A 20,097-nucleotide genomic window follows, 5' to 3' on the forward strand; every position below is an offset into this window, starting at 1 on the left:
TGCAGGCCGGGGTGTTCGGCTACATCTCCGGGCGGCTGGACGCCACAGCGAGCCTGACCCTTTCCTGTACAGGGTTCGGCGCCGCGGCCGTGCTGGCCAACGCCGCGCTGCTGGTGCGCCGGGCGCGGCGCGGACCGGCCGCCGCTTCACCGAAGGCCACAGGGTTGCTCGCGCTGATGCGTTCCGTTCGGAGATTCCCTCGCGGAGGTGGAGAACCTGTTGCTCGAGCTCGGTGATCCGGCGGCCCTGGGTGGTCTGCAACGACCGGTGCCGCCATCGTTTGCCGACACCGCGGACGGGTGGCAGGGAGATTGACATCACTGGTGCGTCAATCGTGATGATCTTGGTGTTGGTCCTGGCGCGCTGAGCGATGCAAAGCTGAAGCCCCGCCCTCCCCGGCGATTTGGCATGTAGCGAGAGGCAGTGTCCATGGACATCTTCAAGACGAAGAACGGTTGGGCCCAAGGCTTTCGGGCCTCTGCCGACGTCGTCGCCGTCCTTGGCATCCCCTACGCCGCCCCACCGTTCGGCGCCAACCGGTTCCGGGAACCTCGCCCGGCACAAGCATGGACCGGAGTACGGGACTGTACGAACTTCGGTCCAATTGCCCCGCAGTCGGCGCAGCTGCCCGGCGCACCCGTGTGGTCTCCTGACGACGAGGATGTCCTCACCGTCAACATCTGGACTCCGGTTCCCGATGGTGGCCACCTGCCCGTCCTGGTCTGGATCCACGGCGGTGCCTACACCTTCGGATCCTCAGCCCAGCCCGACTTCGACGGCACCGTGCTGGCACAGGCCGGTCTGGTCGTGGTCACCCTCAACTACCGGCTCGGCTTCGAGGGCTTCGGCCACGTCCCGGCCGGCGAAGCCCTCGCCTACCCGGACAACCGGGGCCTGCTCGACCAGGTCGCAGCTCTGCGCTGGGTGCGTGAGAACATCGCCGCCTTCGGTGGCGATCCTGCCAACGTCACGGTCGCCGGCCAATCCTCCGGAGCCACTTCCGTCACTTGCCTGATGGTGATGGACCGCGCCCGCGGTCTGTTCCACCGTGCCATCGCTCACAGCGCCGCCAGCCCTTGCTACACGCTCGAAATCGCTGCAGCAACCACCCGCGAGGTCGCTGCAGCGGCGGGCTGCCCTGCTACGCCCGACGGCCTCACCTCTGCGACTCCGCAGGCCCTGGTCATCGCCTCCGACCAGGTGGTCGAGGACTACCGGCATGACCCCACCTCCGGATCCCGCCACTACGACCCCTCGCTCTATGCCCCAGTCCTTGACGGCGATGTTCTGCCCACCGACCCCCTCACGGGGATGGCCGCCGGTGCGACGCGGGACGTGGACCTGCTGGTCTGCCACACCACAGAGGAATACTGGTTGCTCGACGCCGTCGGCAGTAGCGCGAAGATCACCACCGATGAACAGCTTGCTCTCTTTGCGGAAGACTTTGGTCTCCCCGACGGCCTGGTGGCCGGCTATCGCGCTGCGATGCCCCATGCCCCAGTGCTCGACGTCTACCTCGCCATTTTCGGTGATCTGCTGTTCGGCGAGTACAGCAACCGACTCGCCGAGCTTCACGCCCAAGCCGGCGGCCGGGCGTTCCTGTCGCGTTTCGATCGGCGGCGCACCGGTCCGCACGGGGTCGTACGGGCCTGGCACTGTGCGGACATCCCCTTCGCCTTCGGCAACCTGGACAGCGGCTGCCTGGCTTTCCTCATCGGCGGCGCACCCACCTCTGCAGACCATGGATTGGCACTCCGCATGGTGCGCGCTTGGGCCGATTTCGCTGCCACCGGAAACCCGGGCTGGCAATCGGTCAATAATTCCACCATCCGGGCCAAAATCTGGAATACCGACGACGATGCCCATGACGACAAGCCCGCCGCTGTCCGTGCTCTTTGGGCCAAGGCCGACTTTCCAGTCCTGTGTCCGTGAACTGGGCAATCATTCCGGCACCATGAACGGGCCTTGAGACGTGCGGCTCGGTGGCTCGACTCCTGGGCGATCCACTGGCCTGCTTCATCGCGCAGCCCTCGCCCATGGGAACGGCTCCGTTCGAGGAACCCGAGCGCTGCCGGTCCGTCCATAGCCCCGGCCAGGAAGCCACGGCCTCCCGCACGATCACCCGCGGAAACCCGTGGGGGACCTCGCCGACAAGCTGATCGCCGTGCGGGACGGGCAACCGGCCCGCGCGTACGGCGGCACCCCCGACGTCGTCGCCTACGCGCACCGTGTCGGCGTGCCCGTGCCCATCGTGTGGCCCGAAGGCGCCACGCGGGACTGACCAGAGCATCTGTACGCGGCGATCCGCCGTGATGCCGGGCGGGCGTCAGCCGAGATGCCGTAGGAAAAAAGCGGACGCCTCCTGGCCGACCCGGACGCGGACGGTTTCGTCAGCCGGGCCGGCTGGGTCCGACCGTCCGATGAAGTCCTCGTGACGGATGTCGAGGCCCACCGAGCAGCCCTGTGCCGCGGGAATGTGCTCCAGGTACGGCTTGGTGTGGTCGTCGAACGGCACGATCGTGTCCGCCCCGCCCCACCGGATCTCCACGGGCACCCGCACGGCTGTCAGACTCTCCGGCGTCACGGAGGCCCCGAGGCTGGGGGCCACTTGGAAGACGGCCCGCACCCGCGGGTCGGACAGGTCCGCTGCAGCCACGCTCATCACAGTCCGCAGTTCGTCCTCCGACGCCTCGGACACTTTCTTCCGCAGCGCCTCCGACAGCCCGGGGAACTCCGGGACCACCGGCAAGGCCACACGCCCCGCCACGACGGCCTGCAGAACCTGCGGGTCGAGCCGTGCACCGGCGAGCGCCATCACGGTGTACCCGCCAAGGGAGAATCCGGCGGCGCCGACCGGTCCCAGCGGCTGCTCACGGGCCAGAGCGTCAAGGGCGAACGAGATGTCCTTGGGTCGCTCCCAGACGAAGCAGAAGCCATCTGGGTCATAGCCGTCGACGAAGTTGTTGCCGTGGTGGTCGACGACTGCCACCCGGAACCCCGCCTTGGCCAGCGGACCGACCAGCCACTCCATGTCGCTCCCGGAGCCCCCGGTGCCGTGCGAGACGACGACCAGCGGAGCGGGTACGGCCACCGGGCGACACGGTTCCCACAAGTAGAGGCGGACGGGGCGCGGACGGTCGGGCTCGCGTAGATCCCGGCGGGATGCGTCGTGCAGGACACGTATGTGCGGCTGCAGTTGTGGCCGTTCCCGCCCTGAGATCGTCATGGCGACATCGTAGGATGCGCACCCGCCATGCCTCACCGCTGCAGGCCGCGCCCTCTCCTGATACCAGCCATCATCACGGCGCCGACACAGGGCTTACCTGCCCATGACCGGTGTCAGTTCGCGATCGGATCGCAGTGGGGCTCAATCACCATCTGGCCGGGCGCCTCACCAACGGTCAAGGAGGCGGGCTGCATGGTAGACGTCAGGTCAGAGGTCTCCGCGCGGCTCCGCCCAGATGTCCGGAGGGACGGTTTCGATGGTGCGGCCGTGGTGGTCAAGGAGGCGGCCCAGCAGCTTCTCGTGCCGCATGGTGATCACCCGTTCGACGATGTCGAGGTTGGGGTGAGCGGCGGCCAGGTGCGTTTCGAAGCGAAGGACGTCGGTCACCGAATGCAGGTTGGCCTGGAGAATGAGGTTGTTGGGGCCGCTGATCGCGGCGCAGTTGCGCGTCTCCGGCAGCCGGATCAGGGCGTGTCCGAGGTCCGACAGGCCCGCCGGTGCGACTCTGGCCCAGAAGGTGGCCGCCACGGGCCAGCCGCCCAAAGGGCGCGCGAAGTCGCAACGAAAGCTGAGCAGTCCCCGTCCGGTGAGTTGGTCGATACGCCGTTTCACTGTGGAGGCGCTGGTCTTCAGCGCGGTGGCCAGGGCCTGGTGCGAGGCCCGCCCGTCCTGGGCCAGGTGCGCGAGGACGGCCCGGTCGGCGGGCGTGACCTGACGTATGTCTCGGCCGGTGGGTGCGGACTTGGTGGCGGCGGTGAGCTGGGCTTGTTGCCCCGGAGCCAGTGCGTCGATCCGCCAGCGCCCGGCCTCGGTGAACATGTGGGTGACGATCCGGGCGCGTACGGCGGTCACGCCCGTGATCGCGGGCAGACAGTCGAGGGTGTAGCGGGACATGGCGGCCAGGTCGCGGGTGGCCACGGTGGCGAGGATGTCGTGGCCGCTGACGGTGCGTTCGATGGTGAGCATATGGGGGGGACGGTTCAGCACGCCGGCCACCGCGGCGGCGCTGCCCAGTGCGCAGTCGATCTCGATGAAGGCCAAGCAGATCTGGTCGAACATCCGTGGCCCGGGGGACAGGCTGATCCATGCCTCGCCGCGTGTCGCGAGTCGGCTCCAACGCCTTGCCACGGTGACCGGGTCCACGCCGAGAGCCCGGCCCAGAACGCTCCACGACGCCCGAGGCTGCAGTTGGAGTGCATGGATGAGCGCCAGGTCTTCCTCGCTCAGCAACCTGACGTCATCCTGCATGCGGACCCACCTGAGTGCGGAATTCCTGCGATTTCCTGTCCTTCGGCTTCCAGTCTTCCATCCTGGCACGGGCGCGGACCCTGCCGGCCTACGCGATGGGAAGGGCACCACATGAAGCAGACGTTCGGCTCCTACCAGGACGAGATCTACCTCAACGGGCTGGCGGGCGTGCTGCCGCCCTTCCCGGTGAGCCATGGGGAGTTGGAAGCCAAGGCTCAAGCGGCGATGTCGCCCTCGGTGTGGTCGTACGTCGCCGGAGGCGCCGGGGACGAGCGAACTCAGCGGGCCAACGTCACGGCTTTCGACCGCTGGGGGCTCATCCCCAGGATGTTCGTCGGTGCTGCCGAGCGCGACCTGTCGGTGGAGCTCTTCGGAATGACGTGGCCGTCACCGGTATTCATGGCCCCTGTCGGGGTCATCGGGTTGTGTGCCCAGGACGGGCACGGTGACCTGGCCACTGCACGGGCCGCTGCCCGCACCGGAGTGCCTATGGTCGCCTCCACCCTTTCCGCCGACCCGATGGAACAGGTCACCCCAGAACTCGGCGACACACCAGGCTTCTTCCAGCTGTACACCCCTTCCGATCGGGACCTGGCCGAAAGCCTCGTCCGCAGGGCCGAGGCGGCCGGGTTCAAGGGCATCGTCGTCACCCTCGACACATGGGTGGCCGGCTGGCGTCCGCGCGATCTCGCCACAGGCAACTTCCCCCAGCTGCGCGGGCACTGCCTGACCAACTACACCACCGACCCGGTCTTCCGGTCCCGGTTGACCCGCACGCCGGAGGAGGATCCCCAAGCGGCCGTCATACAGTGGGTCCAGGTCTTCGGCAACCCCCTCACCTGGGACGACCTGCCGTGGCTGCGCTCACTCACCGACCTGCCACTGATCGTCAAGGGCATCTGTCACCCCGAGGACGCACGGCGCGCCAAGGACGGCGGTGTGGACGGCATCTACTGCTCCAACCACGGCGGCCGGCAATCCAACGGCGGCCTCCCCGCCCTTCAGGCACTGCCCGCTGTCGTCGAGGCCGCTGACGGGCTGCCGGTCCTGTTCGACTCCGGCATCCGCAGCGGAGCCGACATCGTCAAGGCCATCGCCCTCGGTGCCACCGCCGTCGGCATCGGCCGGCCCTACGCCTACGGCCTCGCCCTCGGCGGCACCGACGGCATCGTTCACGTGCTGCGCTCACTGCTCGCCGAAGCCGACCTGATCATGGCCGTCGACGGCTATCCCACCCTCGGCCACCTCACTCCGGAAGCCCTCCAGCGCGTCATGTGAGACGCCACAACGCGTTCGCCTCGAGGAACCACCAGGACGTCCGCCCGATTCTCCGACACCACGCCGACCCGGGCGGACGTTCAATGTGCGGTGAGCGCTTGGCGAAAGCGGAGCCAGGCTGACTGTGGTGCGACCTCGACGTCGCCCTTGCAAAGACTCCGCCCCTGGCGTCGCTGACGCCGGGGCAGAACCTCCATAGCCGTTGTTGCGCAGCCGTGTCGCACGAGGCTGCAAAGCGGGTACGTTCCGGCTCAGCCTCCGAACACCTCCGGCGGCACGCCCAGTTCCTCGGGTCCGACAAGCCCGAACGAGGGGCCGCGGGTGAGCCAGAGCAGCATGGGCAAGGCCCGGTCGGGGTGTCGGCGGCTCATTTCGCGGGCGATGTCGGCGACGGGTACCCGTGGCTTGGCCACCTCCTGGTAGTCCTCCAGCCAGGCGCGGGTGTCATCGATCACCTCTTCCCCGCCCACCGGGCCATGGCCCGGGACCACGATCCGGTGTTCTCCCAGTGCCTGGACTTGATCCAGGGCGGTGAGCCATGACGCGGGGTTGTTGGTGTCCGCCATGTAGCAGTGCGAGTGGTGGTTGAGCAGGTCCCCGGCGATCAGGGCTTGGGCGTCGGGTGGAGCGAGGTGACCCGTACGGCGTTCGTCGCCATGCGCGCGGCCGCGCTGCCCGGCGCGGTCCCCGTCTCCGGGAAGCACGGCTTCGCCGCTGCCGCTGTCGCCCGGGTGACGGGCGGGCTGCTGGTCAGCACCATGCAGGCGGATCCGCACGAGGCCGCTCGTACGCCTGGCCTGGTCAGGAGAGCGGCAGGAGAGGACTTCTTCCTGACGCTGCTGACCGAGGGGTCGGCCAGGCTCCGGCAAGGCGGCCGCGCCGCTGAGGTCGGTCCCGGCGACTTCGCCCTCGTGGACAGCGCCCACCCCTACGTGTTCCGCTTCGACCGCCCGTTCCGTTCGGTGGTCCTGCAGATACCCCGCGCGATGCTCACCTCCCGCTGCGCCGCCGCCGAGCACGTCACCGCCGTACCGTTCCGGACCGCGCGCGGCACGGGCGCCTTCGTCAGTCCCGTCCTGTGCGCCCTGGCCGAACAAGGTCATGACCCTGGCGAGGCGACCGCCGCATCGTTCATGAAGAACCTTCTCGATCTCCTGGCCACCGCGTGCGACGCTCTTGGCTCGGACGTCTCCGGGAAAGCGAGTGCGGCCGTTCATCGACGTGATCTTCGGCGGGCCAAGGCCTACCTCGCCGACCGGCTCCACGACCCCGGCCTGACGCTGCTCGCCGCCAGCCACGACCTGGGCTTTTCACTGCGTTATCTGCGCGAGCTGTTCCGCGAGGCCGACACCACACCGCGCGCATGGCTCTACGCCCAGCGGCTCGACCGGTCCCGCGCGATGCTGTCGGGGGCCGGACACGACGCTCAGAGCATCAGCAGCATCGCCCTGCGCGTCGGGTTCAAGGACGCTTCCCACTTCTCCCGGGCGTTCAAGTCCCGCTTCGGGACCAGCCCCGCCACCTACCGCAGGACGGCCGTAAGGGCACCGTCGGGGAACGTGTGATCCGGATCGCTGCCGCGGCGTACGCCCAGGACGGCCACAGAGAGTGCACCTGCGTCCAGCAGGACGATCTGCCGCCCACCGCAGTGAGGGAGATCTAAAGGCAGGGAGCTTGACGGTCTCGGGGTAGATCGCGAGTTCCAGCCGGGGCGGAGAGGGGGTTCACGAGTGGGGCTGATCACGAGACCCTTCAGGTTGGAGATCTATTCCCGTGGGCGGTGATCGTTCCCCGTCAGGCCGCAGTCGGCCAGCGCGAAGGCCCTGGTCATGGAGGGCTCCGTAGATGTGCGCCGTTCGGCACTGGAGGCCGTGAGACAGTCGGCTTCGCCTCGGTGGACGGCGATGAGGGAGTCCGTCCCGCGCCATCGGCTTTCCGTTATCCCTTCGACCTCAGGCACCGGTTCGTACTCCTCCAGATCCAGGGGTCAACGGCGTCGCCCGCGATGTTCGTGATGCTCTTTGCCTGGAGCGCGGCGTGGTGTGCCGGGGCCAGGGATTCCACCCGCCCGTCGATGCGCGTGCAGCGGTGTCCAGCGTTCGGCGTGGATGCCGAATTCACGGTGGCGGCCGGGGGCGATAGGGTCGTTCTCTTCGGTCGGCGGAAGCCGCCCGGAGTCCCGTGAGGCTGTGCCTGCGACCATGAAACTCGACCCCGCCCTTGCACGACGCCGACTCGACGCTGCGGTGGACGGTGTGGCCGTCACCTTCCGCGGTATGACCGCTCGCGTCCAAGAGGTCCAGTGCGAATGCCACTGGGGCAGCGCCGAAGAGCTCGCGCTGTTGAAGGTCCCCGACGTGGAGCTGGAGCCGGATCTGCTGCGCCGCACCTGGGACGCCCCTGACTGGGACGACCACGGCGCGGTGCTGCGGCGCATCCTGCCCCAGTTCTCCAGGGCTCTGGTCGGCGGCCTGGTCGAGCCCCTCTTCGACATGGGCATGGTCGGGCTGTCGTTCGCCCGGGGGCATTGGCAGCAGTGGCCCGCGCAGCAGAGCACGGCAGTTCGGGTGTTCCTGCATGCCTGGTTGGCCCACAGCCTCGCTGAAGCGGACCCAGTGGTGCCGGCGTACGAGGTGTTCGCGATGTGCGCGGAGGCGTCCGGCACACTCGCCCCCTGGCTCACCACCTGGGAGGCACAGGACCACCCCGTCGCCGACCGGCACCTGGCACAAGCGGTTTCCCAATGGGCCGGCGACCTGCTGCGAGACGAACTTCCGTGGGTCGCCTGGTACTGGGACGACGAGGAATCCCGGTGCACCGAACTCGCAGCCTGGCTGGCGAGCCACGCTCCAACCCGCCTGCGCGCTGTGGACGTGCCCGAGGAACTGCTCCACCAGGTGCGGCTGATCGGGCTCACCGGGGACGCCCGCTGGGACGACCCACACTGGCCCGACTGCCTCCTCTACTGAGTTGCGTTTCACCGCGCCGCCCGATGGCACGGTATTCCCGCGGACACAGCTGACCAGCGCTGACCAGCCTGGATAGGCCTTTGCCGCGTGGTCCATGCCGCCCGGCCGGATGATGCGGAGCTCGGCGAGGAGGGCGGGCAGCATGGGCGCCAAGGACGCTCTCGGTAGCTCGGGGATGCGAATCCATCCGAGGAGTCCCGGGAGGCCCTGGTGTCGTTGTTGTGCGCGTCCGAGCCCGTTCAGTTCAACTCGGCTGGTCCATCGTGTGATTGCCGCGCGCATGTGTACGGCAACGCGGCCGACCATCCGGACCGGGAACGCCGGTATCCCTCGGACATGTCGGACGCGGAATGGGCGGCCATCCGGGACGGACGGCTTACAGGAGAGGCGGAGCCGTGGGGACCCGCAAGGTGGATCTTCGCGGTCAGTCCGCCGGGGGACCGGCCGATGGCGTGGTTTACCGGTTCGCCTGCAGGTGCCCCTTTTTGCGGGCCCCGGCCGCGTGCTGGTGGGCGCGCACGATGGTGTTGCCCACCGAGACGGCCCAGTTGAGGTCTTCGTCGGCGTCGGCCTACGCCATGAACCAGTGAACACCCGCTCCCATGTGCCATCGCTGGCCCACATCCGCAGCCGGTTGTAGACCTCTCGCCAATTGCCGTACCTCTACGGCAGATGGACCCACTGCGATCCGGTCTGGAACTTCCAGACGATCGCGTCGATCACTTCTCGGTGGTCCCTCCACCGGCCACCCGCCTCGGTGTCCGATCCGGGAGTAACGGCTCGATCCGTCCCCGCTGCGTGTAAGTCAACGGCACACCAGGACAAATGACCAAAGGACTGCCCGATCGGGACCGGCGCGGCTCGTCAGGTCGTCTGCGCTGTACGGAGCCGGCGCACGTCCCGTGCGAGCGCGTACAAGGCGCTGAGGAAGATCACGGCTCCAGCCGCAATCCAGAGAGCCGATGGCCCGCAGCGGTACTCGCGAACGGCACCGACGGGCAGCATCATGCTGGCAAGGACGCCGAAGATCGAGAACAGAGCGCTGATGCGGTTAGTCACGTGGACATCATCAACGCCAACCTCGGCCAGCGGGATTGATCCAAACGAATTGGCCCAGGGCCATTGCGGTCGAGGTGCCGCGCATCGGATACGCCGCTACCGTCGAGAGAGGAAGAGGTGACGGTCGCGATCCGGACACGCCCCGCGATGCGTTCCCGCCAGGGTGGGACGGCAGCGGGGGGACGTGCTCTCGGCCTTCACGCGGCGACCTCGACGACAGCGCCGCATCGTTCTTCGAGCGGCATCATCCAGCTACCGCCGGAAAGAGCAGACCCATGCGAGCACATCGCGCCAAGCGCGCCTTTGCCTGCGTCGCGGCCGGCATCGTGCTGGCTGGCGGCACCGCAGTCGGCACGGCGGGCACGGCCGCAGCAGCCGCCCCCGCGACGACGACCGCCTCAGCTCCCACGGATCCAACGGACAGCCACTGCAAGTGGAAGAAGGGCTACTACGACAAGAAGCACAAGTGGCACAAGGGCTACTGGAAGTGCGACTCGAAGAAAAAGCACTAGAGCGACTGACCTGCTCGCCTCAGGATTGCTGGCAGCCGCCCGTGCTTCAGCACGTCGACTTGCCCGGCTTCGACAGGTGGACGGATGTCGGCGTGCGGCACCAGCCTCTCGGCCTCCGCACGGGAGCAGGATGGGCCGAGCGTGACGATCAGCCTCCGTCCTGTGCCGCTTTCGTCTGTCCGGCCGTGCGTGGGCGGTTCGGCCGTCGTTGGTTCAGCCATGGTTGTGCCTCTCTGCGAACGCCAGGCCGGGGGCCACCACGCGCACCACCGGGACCCCGTGGCGGGGGTGTGTGAGGTCGGCGCGGAGGACCGCGCTGCCCAGGCGAGCGCACCGGTCGACGAGGCGGGCGAGTTCGGTGTCGGGCCGTTGCGGCACCGTCGCTCCCGCGGCCGACAGGTGAGGCTCGAGGGCGTCGTCGGTGGTACACGTGGTCCGACGCTGTGTCCCGTGGGGCGGTCCGGCCGCGAAGTCGAAGGCCATGCCGCCGATGTCGTCACGGGCGCCGGCGATCGCGGTGACCCTGTCCTCCAGATCCGTCACCAAGATGCCGGTCCTGATCAGGGGTGCGAGGGAGAGCATCAGCCGCTTCGCCGCCTCGCGGTCCTGGCCTGCCAGCTCCAGAGGGCTGACCGCTCCCGCGTCCAGTCTCCGCAGCAGGCCGCGCAGGCCCTCCCCGGGGTCGCGCAGCGTGAACTGCCGCCCCTTGAGATGGTGGAAGACGATCGAGCCGTCAGCCAGCTCCAGCATCTCCCACTCCGCCGCGTAGCCCCAGCGGTCGGCCAGGTTGGCCGCGTCGTCCGTGCTGCGGTCGACGCGCTTGTCGAACAAGCCGGCCTGGGCTGTCACGACGCCACCGCCGTGTGCGCCGGGGCCGCCACTGGGACGGGGACGGGGGTGCGCCGACTGAGGCTGCGCCTGAGGTGCTCGCCGGCCGGGGTCCACTCGGCCGTGCTGTCGAGGGTCCGGAGAGTCTGAGCAAGCTGGTCCTCCAGGGTCTCCAACTGCTCCCGCCACGGGTGCCCGGCGAGAGGGCCGTCTGCCGTGGCCGCCTGCGCGATAGTGCGCATAGCGCCGCAGTCCCTCGGCCATCCGCCACAGTGCGAACGCAGCGTGCAGCACGCCGCGCAGGGGGCGAGGGTCGTTGCGCAAGGGATGGCTCGCCATCGCGTCGGGGTTCGCCAGGAAGCCGGTGAACTTGTCGCGGAGGTCGAGCGCGTGATGTCCGGTCTCGTGCAGCAGTACCTGGAACATCCGCAGCGGATCAGCGGCTTCGTCCACCCCCACGTACACGGCGCCGAACGTGCTCCCTGTCGTGGCCGAACGCAGCTGCGGCGCATCGGCGTACACGAGGTAGCGGATCAGCGCATGGTGCTCCTCCCACGCCTCGGGCCAGGCCAGCTCGAGGGCCGCCCGGGCCCGTTCCAGAGCCGGCCGGAGAGCGACGGGGAAGCCAACCAGAACGGGAGCCGGATCGTCTTCGGTCCCTCCCAGGGATGCCACAGCCTGCGCCAGGCCGTCGCGTACCCATGGCTCGTCGGTCTGTTCCAGGACGGTGGTCGCTGCTCCGTCGACCGCACCGGCGCGGAACAACTCCGCTATGCCTGGGCCCTCATCGGGCGAGGGTGGGCTCTTGGCCAGGGTGAAGAAGCGGTGGACACCCGCCGGGCTCAGCCGCCGCACGCTGCGGGCCAGAACCACGAGTTCCTCTTTCGCCACCGTGGATTCCCCAGGAAGACCGAGTTCACCTTCCGGGAATGCCGAGGCGATGCGCTGGGCGATGTTCCGGTGATAAATCGCCGCGGCGCGCCTGGTGGCAGTTGGATCCACCGACACCGTACGAATACTTTCCAGGAGTTCGGGATGCATTGCTGGCATTTCCCTTTCCGCCTTTCTCTCCTCTCCGGCGGCGCACCGCCGTGCGGCCGGCGCCGGGCGGGCCGGGCCCGGAGACCTCATCCGAGCCCGGCCCGCATCGTGTCAGTGCTGTTGTTCCTCTGCTGACCGCCTCTGGGATGCTTGCTGCGTCGCAGATGGGCGGGCTGTCCTGGCAGCCCGCCCACATCGCCGCCCGGCAACGCGGTGTTGAGCAGAAGCGCAGCGACTCAGTACGGGCGAGCCTCGCCGTAGGAGAACGACGCCTCGGACGCCTCGAGCTCGAGCTCGACGTCCAGGTCCTCGGTCAGCGCCGCGGTGGCCTGGGCCTCGGCGTCGACGATGTTCTGGATGGTGTTCTGCTCGGACATCTGCAACCTCCTGAGATGTGAATGTGCGCCCTTTTGGGCTCGCATTAAGAATCCCGGACGGCCTACCACCCTGAAAGTCGGCACTAACGACGACTTGACAAGACGGGATTGTGCGGTTGAGGGCGGCGAGACAGACATGGCATGGGTAGTTCTGGATTGTTGACGCGATCGTGTCGGCCAACAGGACGCCGGCCCCGGACGACCGGCCGCGCTCGAAGCCCTCGTCACCACCGAACTCCGGCTCCACCAGCACACCACCGCGAAGCCGTCCATCAGCTCCCGGTCGGAGGCCGCTCATGCCTGACCTACGCCCCGCGCCCACCGTCCGCGCCACGATCACCGAGCATTGGATGACGCGCTTAGCGAAGTAGCAGACGGCCAGGCAGCGGGGATCGTCGTCGGCCGGCTTGGCTTCGTTCACTTCTAGCGACAGCGTTTGTCGACGACTTCGGGCGGCAGTTGCTCGTCGTCAGGCGCAGGAATGTTGACGAGAAATGACGTCGCTCCCGTGTCTGACGTCCTCGGTCATGTACCTGCCCCGCCTGGGAACATGCCGGTATGACAATCTCTGCTGTGCTCTTCGACGTAGACGGGGTCCTGCTGGATTCAACAGCTGCTCACCGCAGAATCTGGACCTCCTGGTCGCTGGCACGGGGCCTGAATCCTGAGAAGGTCTGGAGACTCACCTTCGGGCGGCGCCCCGAGGACACGGTCAAGGACGCGGCTCCGCATCTGGACCCAGTCATCGAACGACGGGTGCTCGACGAGTTGTTGGCCCAGGAGAAGGACGGTTTCCCGCCGCTTGACGGAGCTGCTGATCTGCTGGAGGCGCTGTCCGACAGCCCGTGGGCCATCGTGACCTCCGGGGACCGGACCTCTGTCGGGGAGCGCTTTGCGGCGGCTGGCCTTCCTCTCCCCGCCGTGCAGGTCTACGGCAGCGACGTGGAACATGCGAAACCCGCGCCGGACTGCTTCGCGCTGGCCGCCTCCCGGCTCGGCGTCGCCCCCTCGGCGTGTCTGGTCGTAGAGGACGCACCCGCGGGCGTAAGCGCGGCTGTGGCGGCCGGCTGCACCGTGATCGGCTTGACGACAACCCACCGGGAAGAATCACTCGGGCAGGCACACATGTGTGCCGCCTCCTTGGCGGAGGTGCGAAACCTACTGATCGCACAAGGGTTTCTGGCAAGGCCCTGAGTCCAGGGGCAGTCCACGGCAGCTCAGCAACGGACCGTTGTGGACGCTCACGTAATTCGGCTCTGTCGCTGATCTTGTGACGCTGCCGGTGTCAGTGGCGTCTGTGATCGTGACTCGCGTGTTCTTCGCGGAGTTTCGAGGTGTTGTTCCCTCATCTGGCTGGTGTCGTGGTGGAGTTGGTCGAGCAGGCTGCGGCCGGGGTGGTCACGATGCATGCGCGGGCCCGCTCGGCGGGTGCGGACTGTCCGCATTGCGGTAGTGCGTCGGACCGGGTGCACGGCCGATACCTACGACGGCTCGCGGATGCAGCGGTCGGTGGCGCCGGTGTGGTGATCGAGCTACTGGTGCGACGGTTCAAGTGCCCGAACTCCGCGTGCCGGGCGGTGACATTCGCCGAGCAGATCGCGGGACTGACGAGCCCGCATGTCCGCTACACGCCGCTGGTTCGTGAGCAGTTGGCCTCGATCGCTCTCGCGCTGGCCGGCCGCGCGGGTGCCCGTCTGGCCGGGGTGCTGGGCCTGCGCGTTGCCAAGGACACCCTGTTACGTCTGGTCCGCGCCATGCCGGAAGAATCCGTCGGGGATATCCGCGTGCTCGGAGTCGACGATTTCGCGCTACGGAAGGGTGACTCGTACGCCACGATCCTGGTGGACCTGGAGACACGGCGACCGGTAGACGTGCTGCCCGGCCGGGATGCCGAACCGCTGGCCGCATGGCTGAAGGGCCATCCGGAAGTGGAGATCATTTGCCGGGACCGGGCCGGGGCTTATGCCGAGGGCGCCCGCAGCGGCGCCCCGCAGGCCCAGCAAGTCGCCGACGCCTGGCATCTATGGCACAACCTCGGCGAGGCCGTCGAAAAGACCGTCTCCGCCCACCACGCCTGTGTCCGGACCGCGTTCGAGAACACCGTACCGGCCGCCCCGCCGACCAGCGACGACATCTGGCTGACGCCACCGGCACCGGCTGCCGCGATGCTCGACGTCTGTGGACGAGAGCGCCGCCTGGTGGCCCGGACCAGGGAACGCTATACCGCCGTGCGACAGCTCCTGGACGACGGCAGCACGCTGGAGGAGATCTGCCGGACACTGCAGCTGGACCGGTCCACCGTGCGTCGCTTCGCCCGCGCTACCAGCATCGACGAACTGCTGGTCAAAGCGACGAACCGCTCCACCATCCTGGACGAGTACAAACCCTACCTCCACCAGCGGTGGAACGAGGGCTGTCACAGCAGTGCCCAGCTCCACCAGGAGATCGCCGACTTGGGCTTCGCCGGAAGCATCCAGACCGTCCGCCGCTACCTCCGCCCGTTCAAGGCCGCCACCGCCGCGCCACCCACGCGTCGCCCGGCTCCACGACCCCGCCGCATCGTCCGCTGGATCATGACCGACCCCGGAAATCTGACAGCCGATGATGCCACCGATCTCAAGGAGATCCGGACCAGTTGCCCCGAACTCGACGCCGTCACCCACCACGTCCGCGACTTCGCCACCATGATGCGCGACCTGCGGGGCGACCAACTGCCCGCCTGGATGGACCGCGTCCTCTCCGACGACCTGCCCGCCCTGCACTCCCTCGTCAACGGACTACGCCGCGACTTCGACGCCGTCACCGCCGGGCTCTCCACTCCTTGGAGCTCAGGTCAGGTCGAGGGACAGGTCACAAGAGCGAAATTACTCAAAAGGCAAGGATTCGGACGAGCCAACCTCGACTTCCTCCGCAAACGCATACTCCTCACGCCCTGACCCGCCTGCGTCACAAGATCAGCGCCAGAGCCCGTAATTCCCCAGGCAGTAATTCACGTAATTCCCCCAGGGGCTGACCGTGTGAGGCCGTTGCCGACGGTGGCCAGCATCTGACCGAGCAGGTGGAGTGGTCGGGCTCGGGCGTTCCAGGCATGCGACAGGTAACATTTCGGCTCAACCGATTCCTGGAGTCTCGTTCGGGCTCGGCAACCCGTCCAGGAAGCGATTCGGAGAATCCACTTCCTGGACGGGTGAGACGTGCGACGGACGAACTGACCCCGGAGGGAGGCATTGGCCGGCGGATGGTTCGCAGGGTGACTCCGGCTCTGAGAAGTCGTCACCGCGGTTTCCGAGGAACTCGCCATGGATCGGGCCCGAGTACGACGGCGACACTCTCGTCTACACGGCGAACGGTGAGCTCAGCTTCTGGTGTGGGCGGCGGCAGAAAACACTGCTCCCTGCCACCTGGGGTGAGAGATCCGCCTACGACGTGACACGGAAGTAGCCATAGAGGCAAACCCGTTCCGAGCCCTTCACCAGGCACACGTCGAGGGTGAACTTACTGTCTTCGGTGAGGTTGCCGGTCTGCCACGGGGTCGTGTAGGGGGACGGGTGTCCCGCAGTGGAAGCCTCGCGGATCAGCCACCCCGGCTCTGAGACGGACCCGTAGACGCCCCACCCGTCGGCCGTGTCGTCATGCGCCCGCAACGCGTCTCCGGGGTCGTTCCCCACCGGGTCCGCGTTCCAGTTCACGTATCCGGCGTAGTTGCCGTCGGCGTAGAGGTAGACGACCACCGATTTCCCCGACTGATACCAGCTCGACTGGTAGGTGAGCCGGGGCGCTGCCGCTGCGGTGCCCGCGCCAGTTCCGAGGGAGACACCGATCATCACGGCGGTCGTCGCCAGCAGGGTGGCTATCCGCTTGCTCCAGTTGGTCATTCAAAGCCCTTCCGCATCAGAGCGATCAAAGTAGGTCGTGATCTTAGACCCCCCATGACCACCGTGACGACACGCGCGCCCGCAGGAGTACTGGCCCTCTCCGCGCACGAGCATGGTCACAACCGACGGCTGGACGGCTCCGCCATCCTCATGGGGGAACGTGACCGTGGGACGGGGAATTACGTGACGCCCAACCCGCGCGGCATGGGGAAATACTTGATCGTCGACAACCGTCCGCCACGTCACCCCCATGCTTGCGCTCGATCTCTCGCATCTTCATGCCGCCGCGGTGGCCGCTGCCCCGATCGCCGCGTACAGCTCGACGCCATGCGGCAGATGGTGGGAGTCTTCACCGAGCTGGAGCACTCAATGATCGTGACCCGACTCCGGGCGGGGCTTAAGGAAAAGGCGGTCCAGGGCGGTACGCCTTCGGCGCACCGCCCTACGGGTGGCAGGCCGTCTTGCCGGAAAGCCTTGTCGAGCAGCCCGCCGAGCAGGTCGGTCTCGCCCGGGCTCGAGAACTACGGGCCGCAGGCGCCTCATTCCGTGAGATCTGCCGCCGCCTTGAAGCGGAGCAGGTCCCGCCACGCCGCAGCGATCGATGGCATCCCGAGACCGTGCGACGGATGCTCCAGCACGAGGCGCTGCACGCCCTCCGCGGCCCCCGTACAACCTGAGATTGGTTACGTAGGTGGAAACCGCGAACGGTTGTCGATGCGTTCTGAGACCGAGCAAGGGCTGCCTGGCACCATGTAACGCGAGAAATGAGAATACTCATCGGCCTCCCCGCGTTGACCTGCCCCTGGATTACGCCGGTTCCAGCAGAACAGTCGTCCGGCGACCCCGCTTGCACCGCTGCCAAGATCGCTACAGTGCTGCGCTCCTGGCCGTCGGCAACCTGACGGCCCGCACCAACCCCGCGCCATCCTCGACCCGGTGGCCAGCATCGTGTATGGAGGCACTGAGCGTCGTTGTTCCAGGCCCGGGAGGACCGCTGGTCGGATGCCGGGCCGCGCAGCTGGCGGTCGGCTACGGTGAGCTTCGACCCACGCGGTGCTGATCGGTAGCCGATCGGGGGACTGCCGGGTGCTTTCCGCGGCGGCACACTGAGGTCGTGGACGAGGAGACGGCGGCGCATCTCGCGTGGGCGGAGGGCTTGTCGGCCGACGAACCGGCTGCCGAGACTGCCCTGTTGGAGGCGCATGAGGCCCGGGTGGTCCAGGACCTGGCGGCCGGCCTCAGAGCGAGCGCAGCAGCCGGTCCGCGTTGCGCAGCGTCTGCCCGGCGACCTCGAGGGCGCGACGTGGACGCTGGAGATGATCCGGGGTTTCTCCGCCGGCCCGCCCGGCGCCCGGGCAGGACTGACAGTGATGATTGCCGTGGCTCCGCTCGGAGGTCTGACTGCAGGACTGACAGTGATGAGGACCAGACCACGGCGTATGCGCCGGCGGAGTCGTTCAAGGCCGAGGGCCCTGCGGTCGTGCGCCGCAAGAAATTCACCGCTCAGGCCGAGGCACTGGACACAGAGCTCGGCGATGAAGAGGTGTACGCGTGATCTGGCTCCGTCAGAGGGGGAGCACCGGGCCGGCCGCCGACGAACAGCGCACGCCCATCAAGTCCATAAACCCCTGAGTCCAGTCCGCCCCGTCCACAGCTGCTGACCGGCCTGCGCACGTATCCCGCGGGCCGATCATGCGAGTTGTCAGTGGCTGTTTCGTGGGATCGATTCGCCAAGGCATTACCGGCGCCGACGGCCAGCCGCACTGCGATGTTCACGCCGGCGAGGCGCCACGTCAGGGACATGGTGGACTGTTTCTGAACCTCGGGTGACGGTCTATCCGCGATCTGAAGGTGGCTTGGCAGTGTCGTCTGAGGGCGTTTCCGGTTTGCTGTGGAGGATCTCGCGGGCCTGCTCCGCGGCGCGGGTGATGCTCTCGCTGACGAAGTCGAGGAAGCGGGCGACGTTCTCCAGGCGGGTGCCGGCCGGGGTGCCGGGGCGCAGGACGCCGACGCCCTGCCGTGCGATCTCGACGATCTGGGCGGTGGAGCGGGCGCTGGCCATCATCGACTGGTACCAGACGTCGTCGTCGACGACGTAGCGCTCGCGGCGGCGTCCGTCGCGTTCCCGGCGGACCAGGCCCTGGCTCTCGAGGTACGTGATCGCTTTGGAGATGGACGCCGGGCTGACGTTCAGGCGTTGGACGAGCTCGGACGCGGTGAGGCTGCCGGCGTCGGTGAGGGTGAGGCAGGCCATCACTCGGGCCATCATCGTGGGCGCGCCCGAAGCCATGATGACGGTGGTGAACACCTCCTCGTACTCGCGCACGGCCTCGGCGTCGCGTCCGTAGGCCTGCACGGGCGCCTCCGCCCCCCGGGGCGCGGTCTGCCGGCGCCGGTGAGCGCGGCGTTCGGTGGCGCGGTGGGCGAGGTCGGCGCGGTAGGCGGTGGGGCCGCCGTTGCGCATCACCTCGCGGGTGACGGTCGAGGTCGGGCGGTCGAGGCGCCGGGCGATCTCCGCGTAGGCGAGGCCGTCGGCCAGTCCCAGTGCGATCTGCCGGCGTTCGGTCTGGGTGAGCCTGCCTCCCGGCATCGCGGTCTCCTTCGTGCTCTGTGGCTTCCTGGCGCTTCTCAGCGCTTCCCGGCACCTCCAGCATAGCGTTCACTCTCAATTCATTGCAATGCCCGAGCGGCTGACGTTGCGTTACTTTCAGGAGCGTTGCAACGATTTTAGAGGTCTCACCTGGCATTACGTCAGTTTCTTGCAACAAGCATGTTGAGTGATCTTTGAATGCAACGTAGCTTTTCCATCGTCAGAAACGAAGAGTCGAAGGAGAGCACGATGCAGAAGTTCGACACCCCCGCCCCGATCTCTGCCGTCCTGGACATCCCCGCGGGACGCATCCAGTTCATCGCCGCCGACCGCGCCGACACCACCGTCGAGGTCCTGCCCGCCGACCCCTCCAAGAGCCGCGACATCAAGGCCGCTGAGCAGACAGAAGTCGCCTACGCCGACGGCGTCCTGCGGATCACGGCCCAGGCCCCCGACAACCGGCTCTTCGGCCCTGCCGGATCCCTGGAGGTCACCGTCCAGCTGCCCGCCGGCTCCCGTGTCGAGGCCAAGGCCGCCAGCGCCGAGCTCCGCGGCGTCGGACGCCTCGGCGACGTCGCCTTCGACGGCGCGTACCGCCAGATCAAGATCGACGAGGCCGCGAGCGTCCGCCTCACTGCGATCGACGGCGACGTCGAGGTCGGCCGGCTGGGCGGCCCCGCGGAGATCAGCACCCAAAGGGGCGACATCCGGATCACCGAGGCCGTGCGCGGCACGGTCGTGCTCCGCACCCAGTCCGGCGACATTTCGGTCGCCGCCGCCGCCGGAGTCTCGGCCTCCCTGGACGCCGGCACCTCCTACGGCCGCGTCAGCAACGCCCTCAAGAACGATGGCACCGCCCAACTCGACATCCACGCCACCACCTCCCACGGCGACATCACCGCCCGCAGCCTCTAAACCCGCAGCCTGTAAAAGGAGCACCCCTCATGACCAACTTGGCCATCGCGGCGAACGGGCTGCGCAAGTCCTACGGCGACAAGGTCGTGCTCGACGGCATCGACCTGGCGGTGCCGGCCGGCACGGTCTTCTCGCTGCTCGGCCCGAACGGGGCCGGCAAGACCACCGCCGTCAAGATT

The 20,097-nt window shown here is 68.0% G+C and carries 20 protein-coding genes; 12 read left to right on the plus strand and 8 right to left on the minus strand.

The features are described 5' to 3' along the window. From H1D24_RS41955 to H1D24_RS40775, 3 genes are all read left to right on the plus strand, one after another. A partial coding sequence (locus H1D24_RS41955; protein WP_220137785.1) for a hypothetical protein occupies nt 1-236 on the plus strand: 236 nt, incomplete at its 5' end. A 193-nt stretch (nt 237-429) separates the two neighbouring features. Beyond that, nucleotides 430-1,932: a carboxylesterase/lipase family protein gene (locus H1D24_RS40770; RefSeq protein ID WP_181662821.1), complete on the plus strand. Its 1,503-nt coding sequence runs from the start codon at nt 430-432 to the stop codon at nt 1,930-1,932. Nucleotides 1,933-2,134: 202 nt separating this feature from the next. Continuing rightward, nucleotides 2,135-2,281, plus strand: a complete 147-nt coding sequence (locus tag H1D24_RS40775) for a hypothetical protein (RefSeq protein WP_181662839.1) — start codon at nt 2,135-2,137, stop codon at nt 2,279-2,281. A 45-nt stretch (nt 2,282-2,326) separates the two neighbouring features. Here the strand turns inward: H1D24_RS40775 and H1D24_RS40780 are convergent, their stop codons facing one another. After that, nucleotides 2,327-3,226, minus strand: a complete 900-nt coding sequence (locus tag H1D24_RS40780) for an alpha/beta hydrolase family protein (RefSeq protein WP_181662822.1) — start codon at nt 3,224-3,226, stop codon at nt 2,327-2,329. A gap of 207 nt (nt 3,227-3,433) precedes the next feature. Further along, complete coding sequence (locus H1D24_RS40785; RefSeq protein WP_181662823.1) at nt 3,434-4,474, minus strand: Lrp/AsnC family transcriptional regulator; 1,041 nt, start codon at nt 4,472-4,474, stop codon at nt 3,434-3,436. A gap of 111 nt (nt 4,475-4,585) precedes the next feature. Between H1D24_RS40785 and H1D24_RS40790 the strand changes: the two genes are divergently transcribed. Beyond that, a complete protein-coding gene (locus H1D24_RS40790; RefSeq protein ID WP_181662824.1) occupies nt 4,586-5,752 on the plus strand; it encodes a lactate 2-monooxygenase in 1,167 nt (388 codons plus the stop codon). A gap of 251 nt (nt 5,753-6,003) precedes the next feature. Here H1D24_RS40790 and H1D24_RS40795 read toward each other — a convergent pair whose 3' ends face one another. Further along, on the minus strand, nt 6,004-6,318 hold the full coding sequence (locus tag H1D24_RS40795) for a hypothetical protein (RefSeq protein WP_181662825.1): 315 nt from the start codon (nt 6,316-6,318) through the stop codon (nt 6,004-6,006). Nucleotides 6,319-6,333: 15 nt separating this feature from the next. Here H1D24_RS40795 and H1D24_RS40800 point away from each other — a divergent pair, with 15 nt between their 5' ends. Together H1D24_RS40800 and H1D24_RS40805 are read left to right on the plus strand one after the other, a co-directional pair. Continuing rightward, a complete protein-coding gene (locus H1D24_RS40800; protein WP_181662826.1) occupies nt 6,334-7,317 on the plus strand; it encodes an AraC-like ligand-binding domain-containing protein in 984 nt (327 codons plus the stop codon). 624 nt (nt 7,318-7,941) lie between these two features. After that, nucleotides 7,942-8,721, plus strand: a complete 780-nt coding sequence (locus H1D24_RS40805; RefSeq protein WP_374064785.1) for a hypothetical protein — start codon at nt 7,942-7,944, stop codon at nt 8,719-8,721. A gap of 864 nt (nt 8,722-9,585) precedes the next feature. On the opposite strand, the gene H1D24_RS40810 is transcribed toward H1D24_RS40805, so the two are convergent. After that, entirely contained in the window at nt 9,586-9,780 is a 195-nt protein-coding gene (locus H1D24_RS40810) for a hypothetical protein (protein ID WP_181662827.1), read from the minus strand. A 275-nt stretch (nt 9,781-10,055) separates the two neighbouring features. On the opposite strand from H1D24_RS40810, the gene H1D24_RS40815 reads away from it, so the two are divergent. Next, nucleotides 10,056-10,292, plus strand: coding sequence for a hypothetical protein (locus H1D24_RS40815; RefSeq protein WP_181662828.1), 237 nt, complete (start codon nt 10,056-10,058; stop codon nt 10,290-10,292). Nucleotides 10,293-10,505: 213 nt separating this feature from the next. Here the strand turns inward: H1D24_RS40815 and H1D24_RS40820 are convergent, their stop codons facing one another. Together H1D24_RS40820 and H1D24_RS40825 are read right to left on the minus strand one after the other, a co-directional pair. Further along, nucleotides 10,506-12,011, minus strand: coding sequence for an aKG-HExxH-type peptide beta-hydroxylase (locus H1D24_RS40820; protein ID WP_181662829.1), 1,506 nt, complete (start codon nt 12,009-12,011; stop codon nt 10,506-10,508). Nucleotides 12,012-12,397: 386 nt separating this feature from the next. After that, the gene (locus H1D24_RS40825) at nt 12,398-12,538 is read right to left on the minus strand and encodes a hypothetical protein (protein ID WP_181662830.1); all 141 of its coding nucleotides are present in this window, start codon (nt 12,536-12,538) and stop codon (nt 12,398-12,400) included. 558 nt (nt 12,539-13,096) lie between these two features. On the opposite strand from H1D24_RS40825, the gene H1D24_RS40830 reads away from it, so the two are divergent. Together H1D24_RS40830 and H1D24_RS40835 are read left to right on the plus strand one after the other, a co-directional pair. Then, on the plus strand, nt 13,097-13,732 hold the full coding sequence (locus H1D24_RS40830) for an HAD family hydrolase (RefSeq protein ID WP_181662831.1): 636 nt from the start codon (nt 13,097-13,099) through the stop codon (nt 13,730-13,732). A 140-nt stretch (nt 13,733-13,872) separates the two neighbouring features. Further along, nucleotides 13,873-15,474 (plus strand): ISL3 family transposase, encoded by a 1,602-nt coding sequence (locus H1D24_RS40835; protein WP_181662832.1) that lies wholly within the window; start codon nt 13,873-13,875, stop codon nt 15,472-15,474. Nucleotides 15,475-15,957: 483 nt separating this feature from the next. Here H1D24_RS40835 and H1D24_RS40840 read toward each other — a convergent pair whose 3' ends face one another. Then, nucleotides 15,958-16,413: a hypothetical protein gene (locus H1D24_RS40840; protein ID WP_181662833.1), complete on the minus strand. Its 456-nt coding sequence runs from the start codon at nt 16,411-16,413 to the stop codon at nt 15,958-15,960. 461 nt (nt 16,414-16,874) lie between these two features. Here H1D24_RS40840 and H1D24_RS44360 point away from each other — a divergent pair, with 461 nt between their 5' ends. Next, nucleotides 16,875-17,090, plus strand: a complete 216-nt coding sequence (locus H1D24_RS44360) for a recombinase family protein (protein WP_181662834.1) — start codon at nt 16,875-16,877, stop codon at nt 17,088-17,090. Between the two features lie 1,157 nt (nt 17,091-18,247). Here the strand turns inward: H1D24_RS44360 and H1D24_RS40850 are convergent. Continuing rightward, nucleotides 18,248-19,003 carry a GbsR/MarR family transcriptional regulator gene (locus tag H1D24_RS40850; protein WP_181662835.1) on the minus strand — a complete coding sequence of 252 codons (756 nt, stop codon included), beginning with the start codon at nt 19,001-19,003 and terminating at the stop codon, nt 18,248-18,250. Nucleotides 19,004-19,252: 249 nt separating this feature from the next. Here H1D24_RS40850 and H1D24_RS40855 point away from each other — a divergent pair, with 249 nt between their 5' ends. Together H1D24_RS40855 and H1D24_RS43425 are read left to right on the plus strand one after the other, a co-directional pair. After that, the gene (locus tag H1D24_RS40855) at nt 19,253-19,918 is read left to right on the plus strand and encodes a DUF4097 family beta strand repeat-containing protein (RefSeq protein ID WP_181662836.1); all 666 of its coding nucleotides are present in this window, start codon (nt 19,253-19,255) and stop codon (nt 19,916-19,918) included. Nucleotides 19,919-19,947: 29 nt separating this feature from the next. Continuing rightward, the coding region (locus tag H1D24_RS43425) for an ATP-binding cassette domain-containing protein (RefSeq protein ID WP_181662837.1) at nt 19,948-20,097 on the plus strand (150 nt) is incomplete at its 3' end.

Origin of the sequence: Streptomyces himalayensis subsp. himalayensis (assembly GCF_013778455.1) — a bacterium.
In the GTDB taxonomy this organism is placed as follows: Bacteria; Actinomycetota; Actinomycetes; order Streptomycetales; family Streptomycetaceae; genus Streptomyces; species Streptomyces himalayensis.

What these genes read in the sequence shown, in the direction of transcription:
- H1D24_RS40770 (WP_181662821.1), top strand. Translation starts at nt 430, where the DNA reads ATGGACATCTTCAAGACGAAGAACGGTTGGGCCCAAGGCTTTCGGGCC.
- H1D24_RS40780 (WP_181662822.1), bottom strand. Translation starts at nt 3,226, where the DNA reads ATGACGATCTCAGGGCGGGAACGGCCACAACTGCAGCCGCACATACGT.
- H1D24_RS40785 (WP_181662823.1), bottom strand. Translation starts at nt 4,474, where the DNA reads ATGCAGGATGACGTCAGGTTGCTGAGCGAGGAAGACCTGGCGCTCATC.
- H1D24_RS40790 (WP_181662824.1), top strand. Translation starts at nt 4,586, where the DNA reads ATGAAGCAGACGTTCGGCTCCTACCAGGACGAGATCTACCTCAACGGG.
- H1D24_RS40795 (WP_181662825.1), bottom strand. Translation starts at nt 6,318, where the DNA reads ATGGCGGACACCAACAACCCCGCGTCATGGCTCACCGCCCTGGATCAA.
- H1D24_RS40815 (WP_181662828.1), top strand. Translation starts at nt 10,056, where the DNA reads ATGCGAGCACATCGCGCCAAGCGCGCCTTTGCCTGCGTCGCGGCCGGC.
- H1D24_RS40825 (WP_181662830.1), bottom strand. Translation starts at nt 12,538, where the DNA reads ATGTCCGAGCAGAACACCATCCAGAACATCGTCGACGCCGAGGCCCAG.
- H1D24_RS40830 (WP_181662831.1), top strand. Translation starts at nt 13,097, where the DNA reads ATGACAATCTCTGCTGTGCTCTTCGACGTAGACGGGGTCCTGCTGGAT.
- H1D24_RS40840 (WP_181662833.1), bottom strand. Translation starts at nt 16,413, where the DNA reads ATGACCAACTGGAGCAAGCGGATAGCCACCCTGCTGGCGACGACCGCC.
- H1D24_RS40850 (WP_181662835.1), bottom strand. Translation starts at nt 19,003, where the DNA reads ATGCCGGGAGGCAGGCTCACCCAGACCGAACGCCGGCAGATCGCACTG.
- H1D24_RS40855 (WP_181662836.1), top strand. Translation starts at nt 19,253, where the DNA reads ATGCAGAAGTTCGACACCCCCGCCCCGATCTCTGCCGTCCTGGACATC.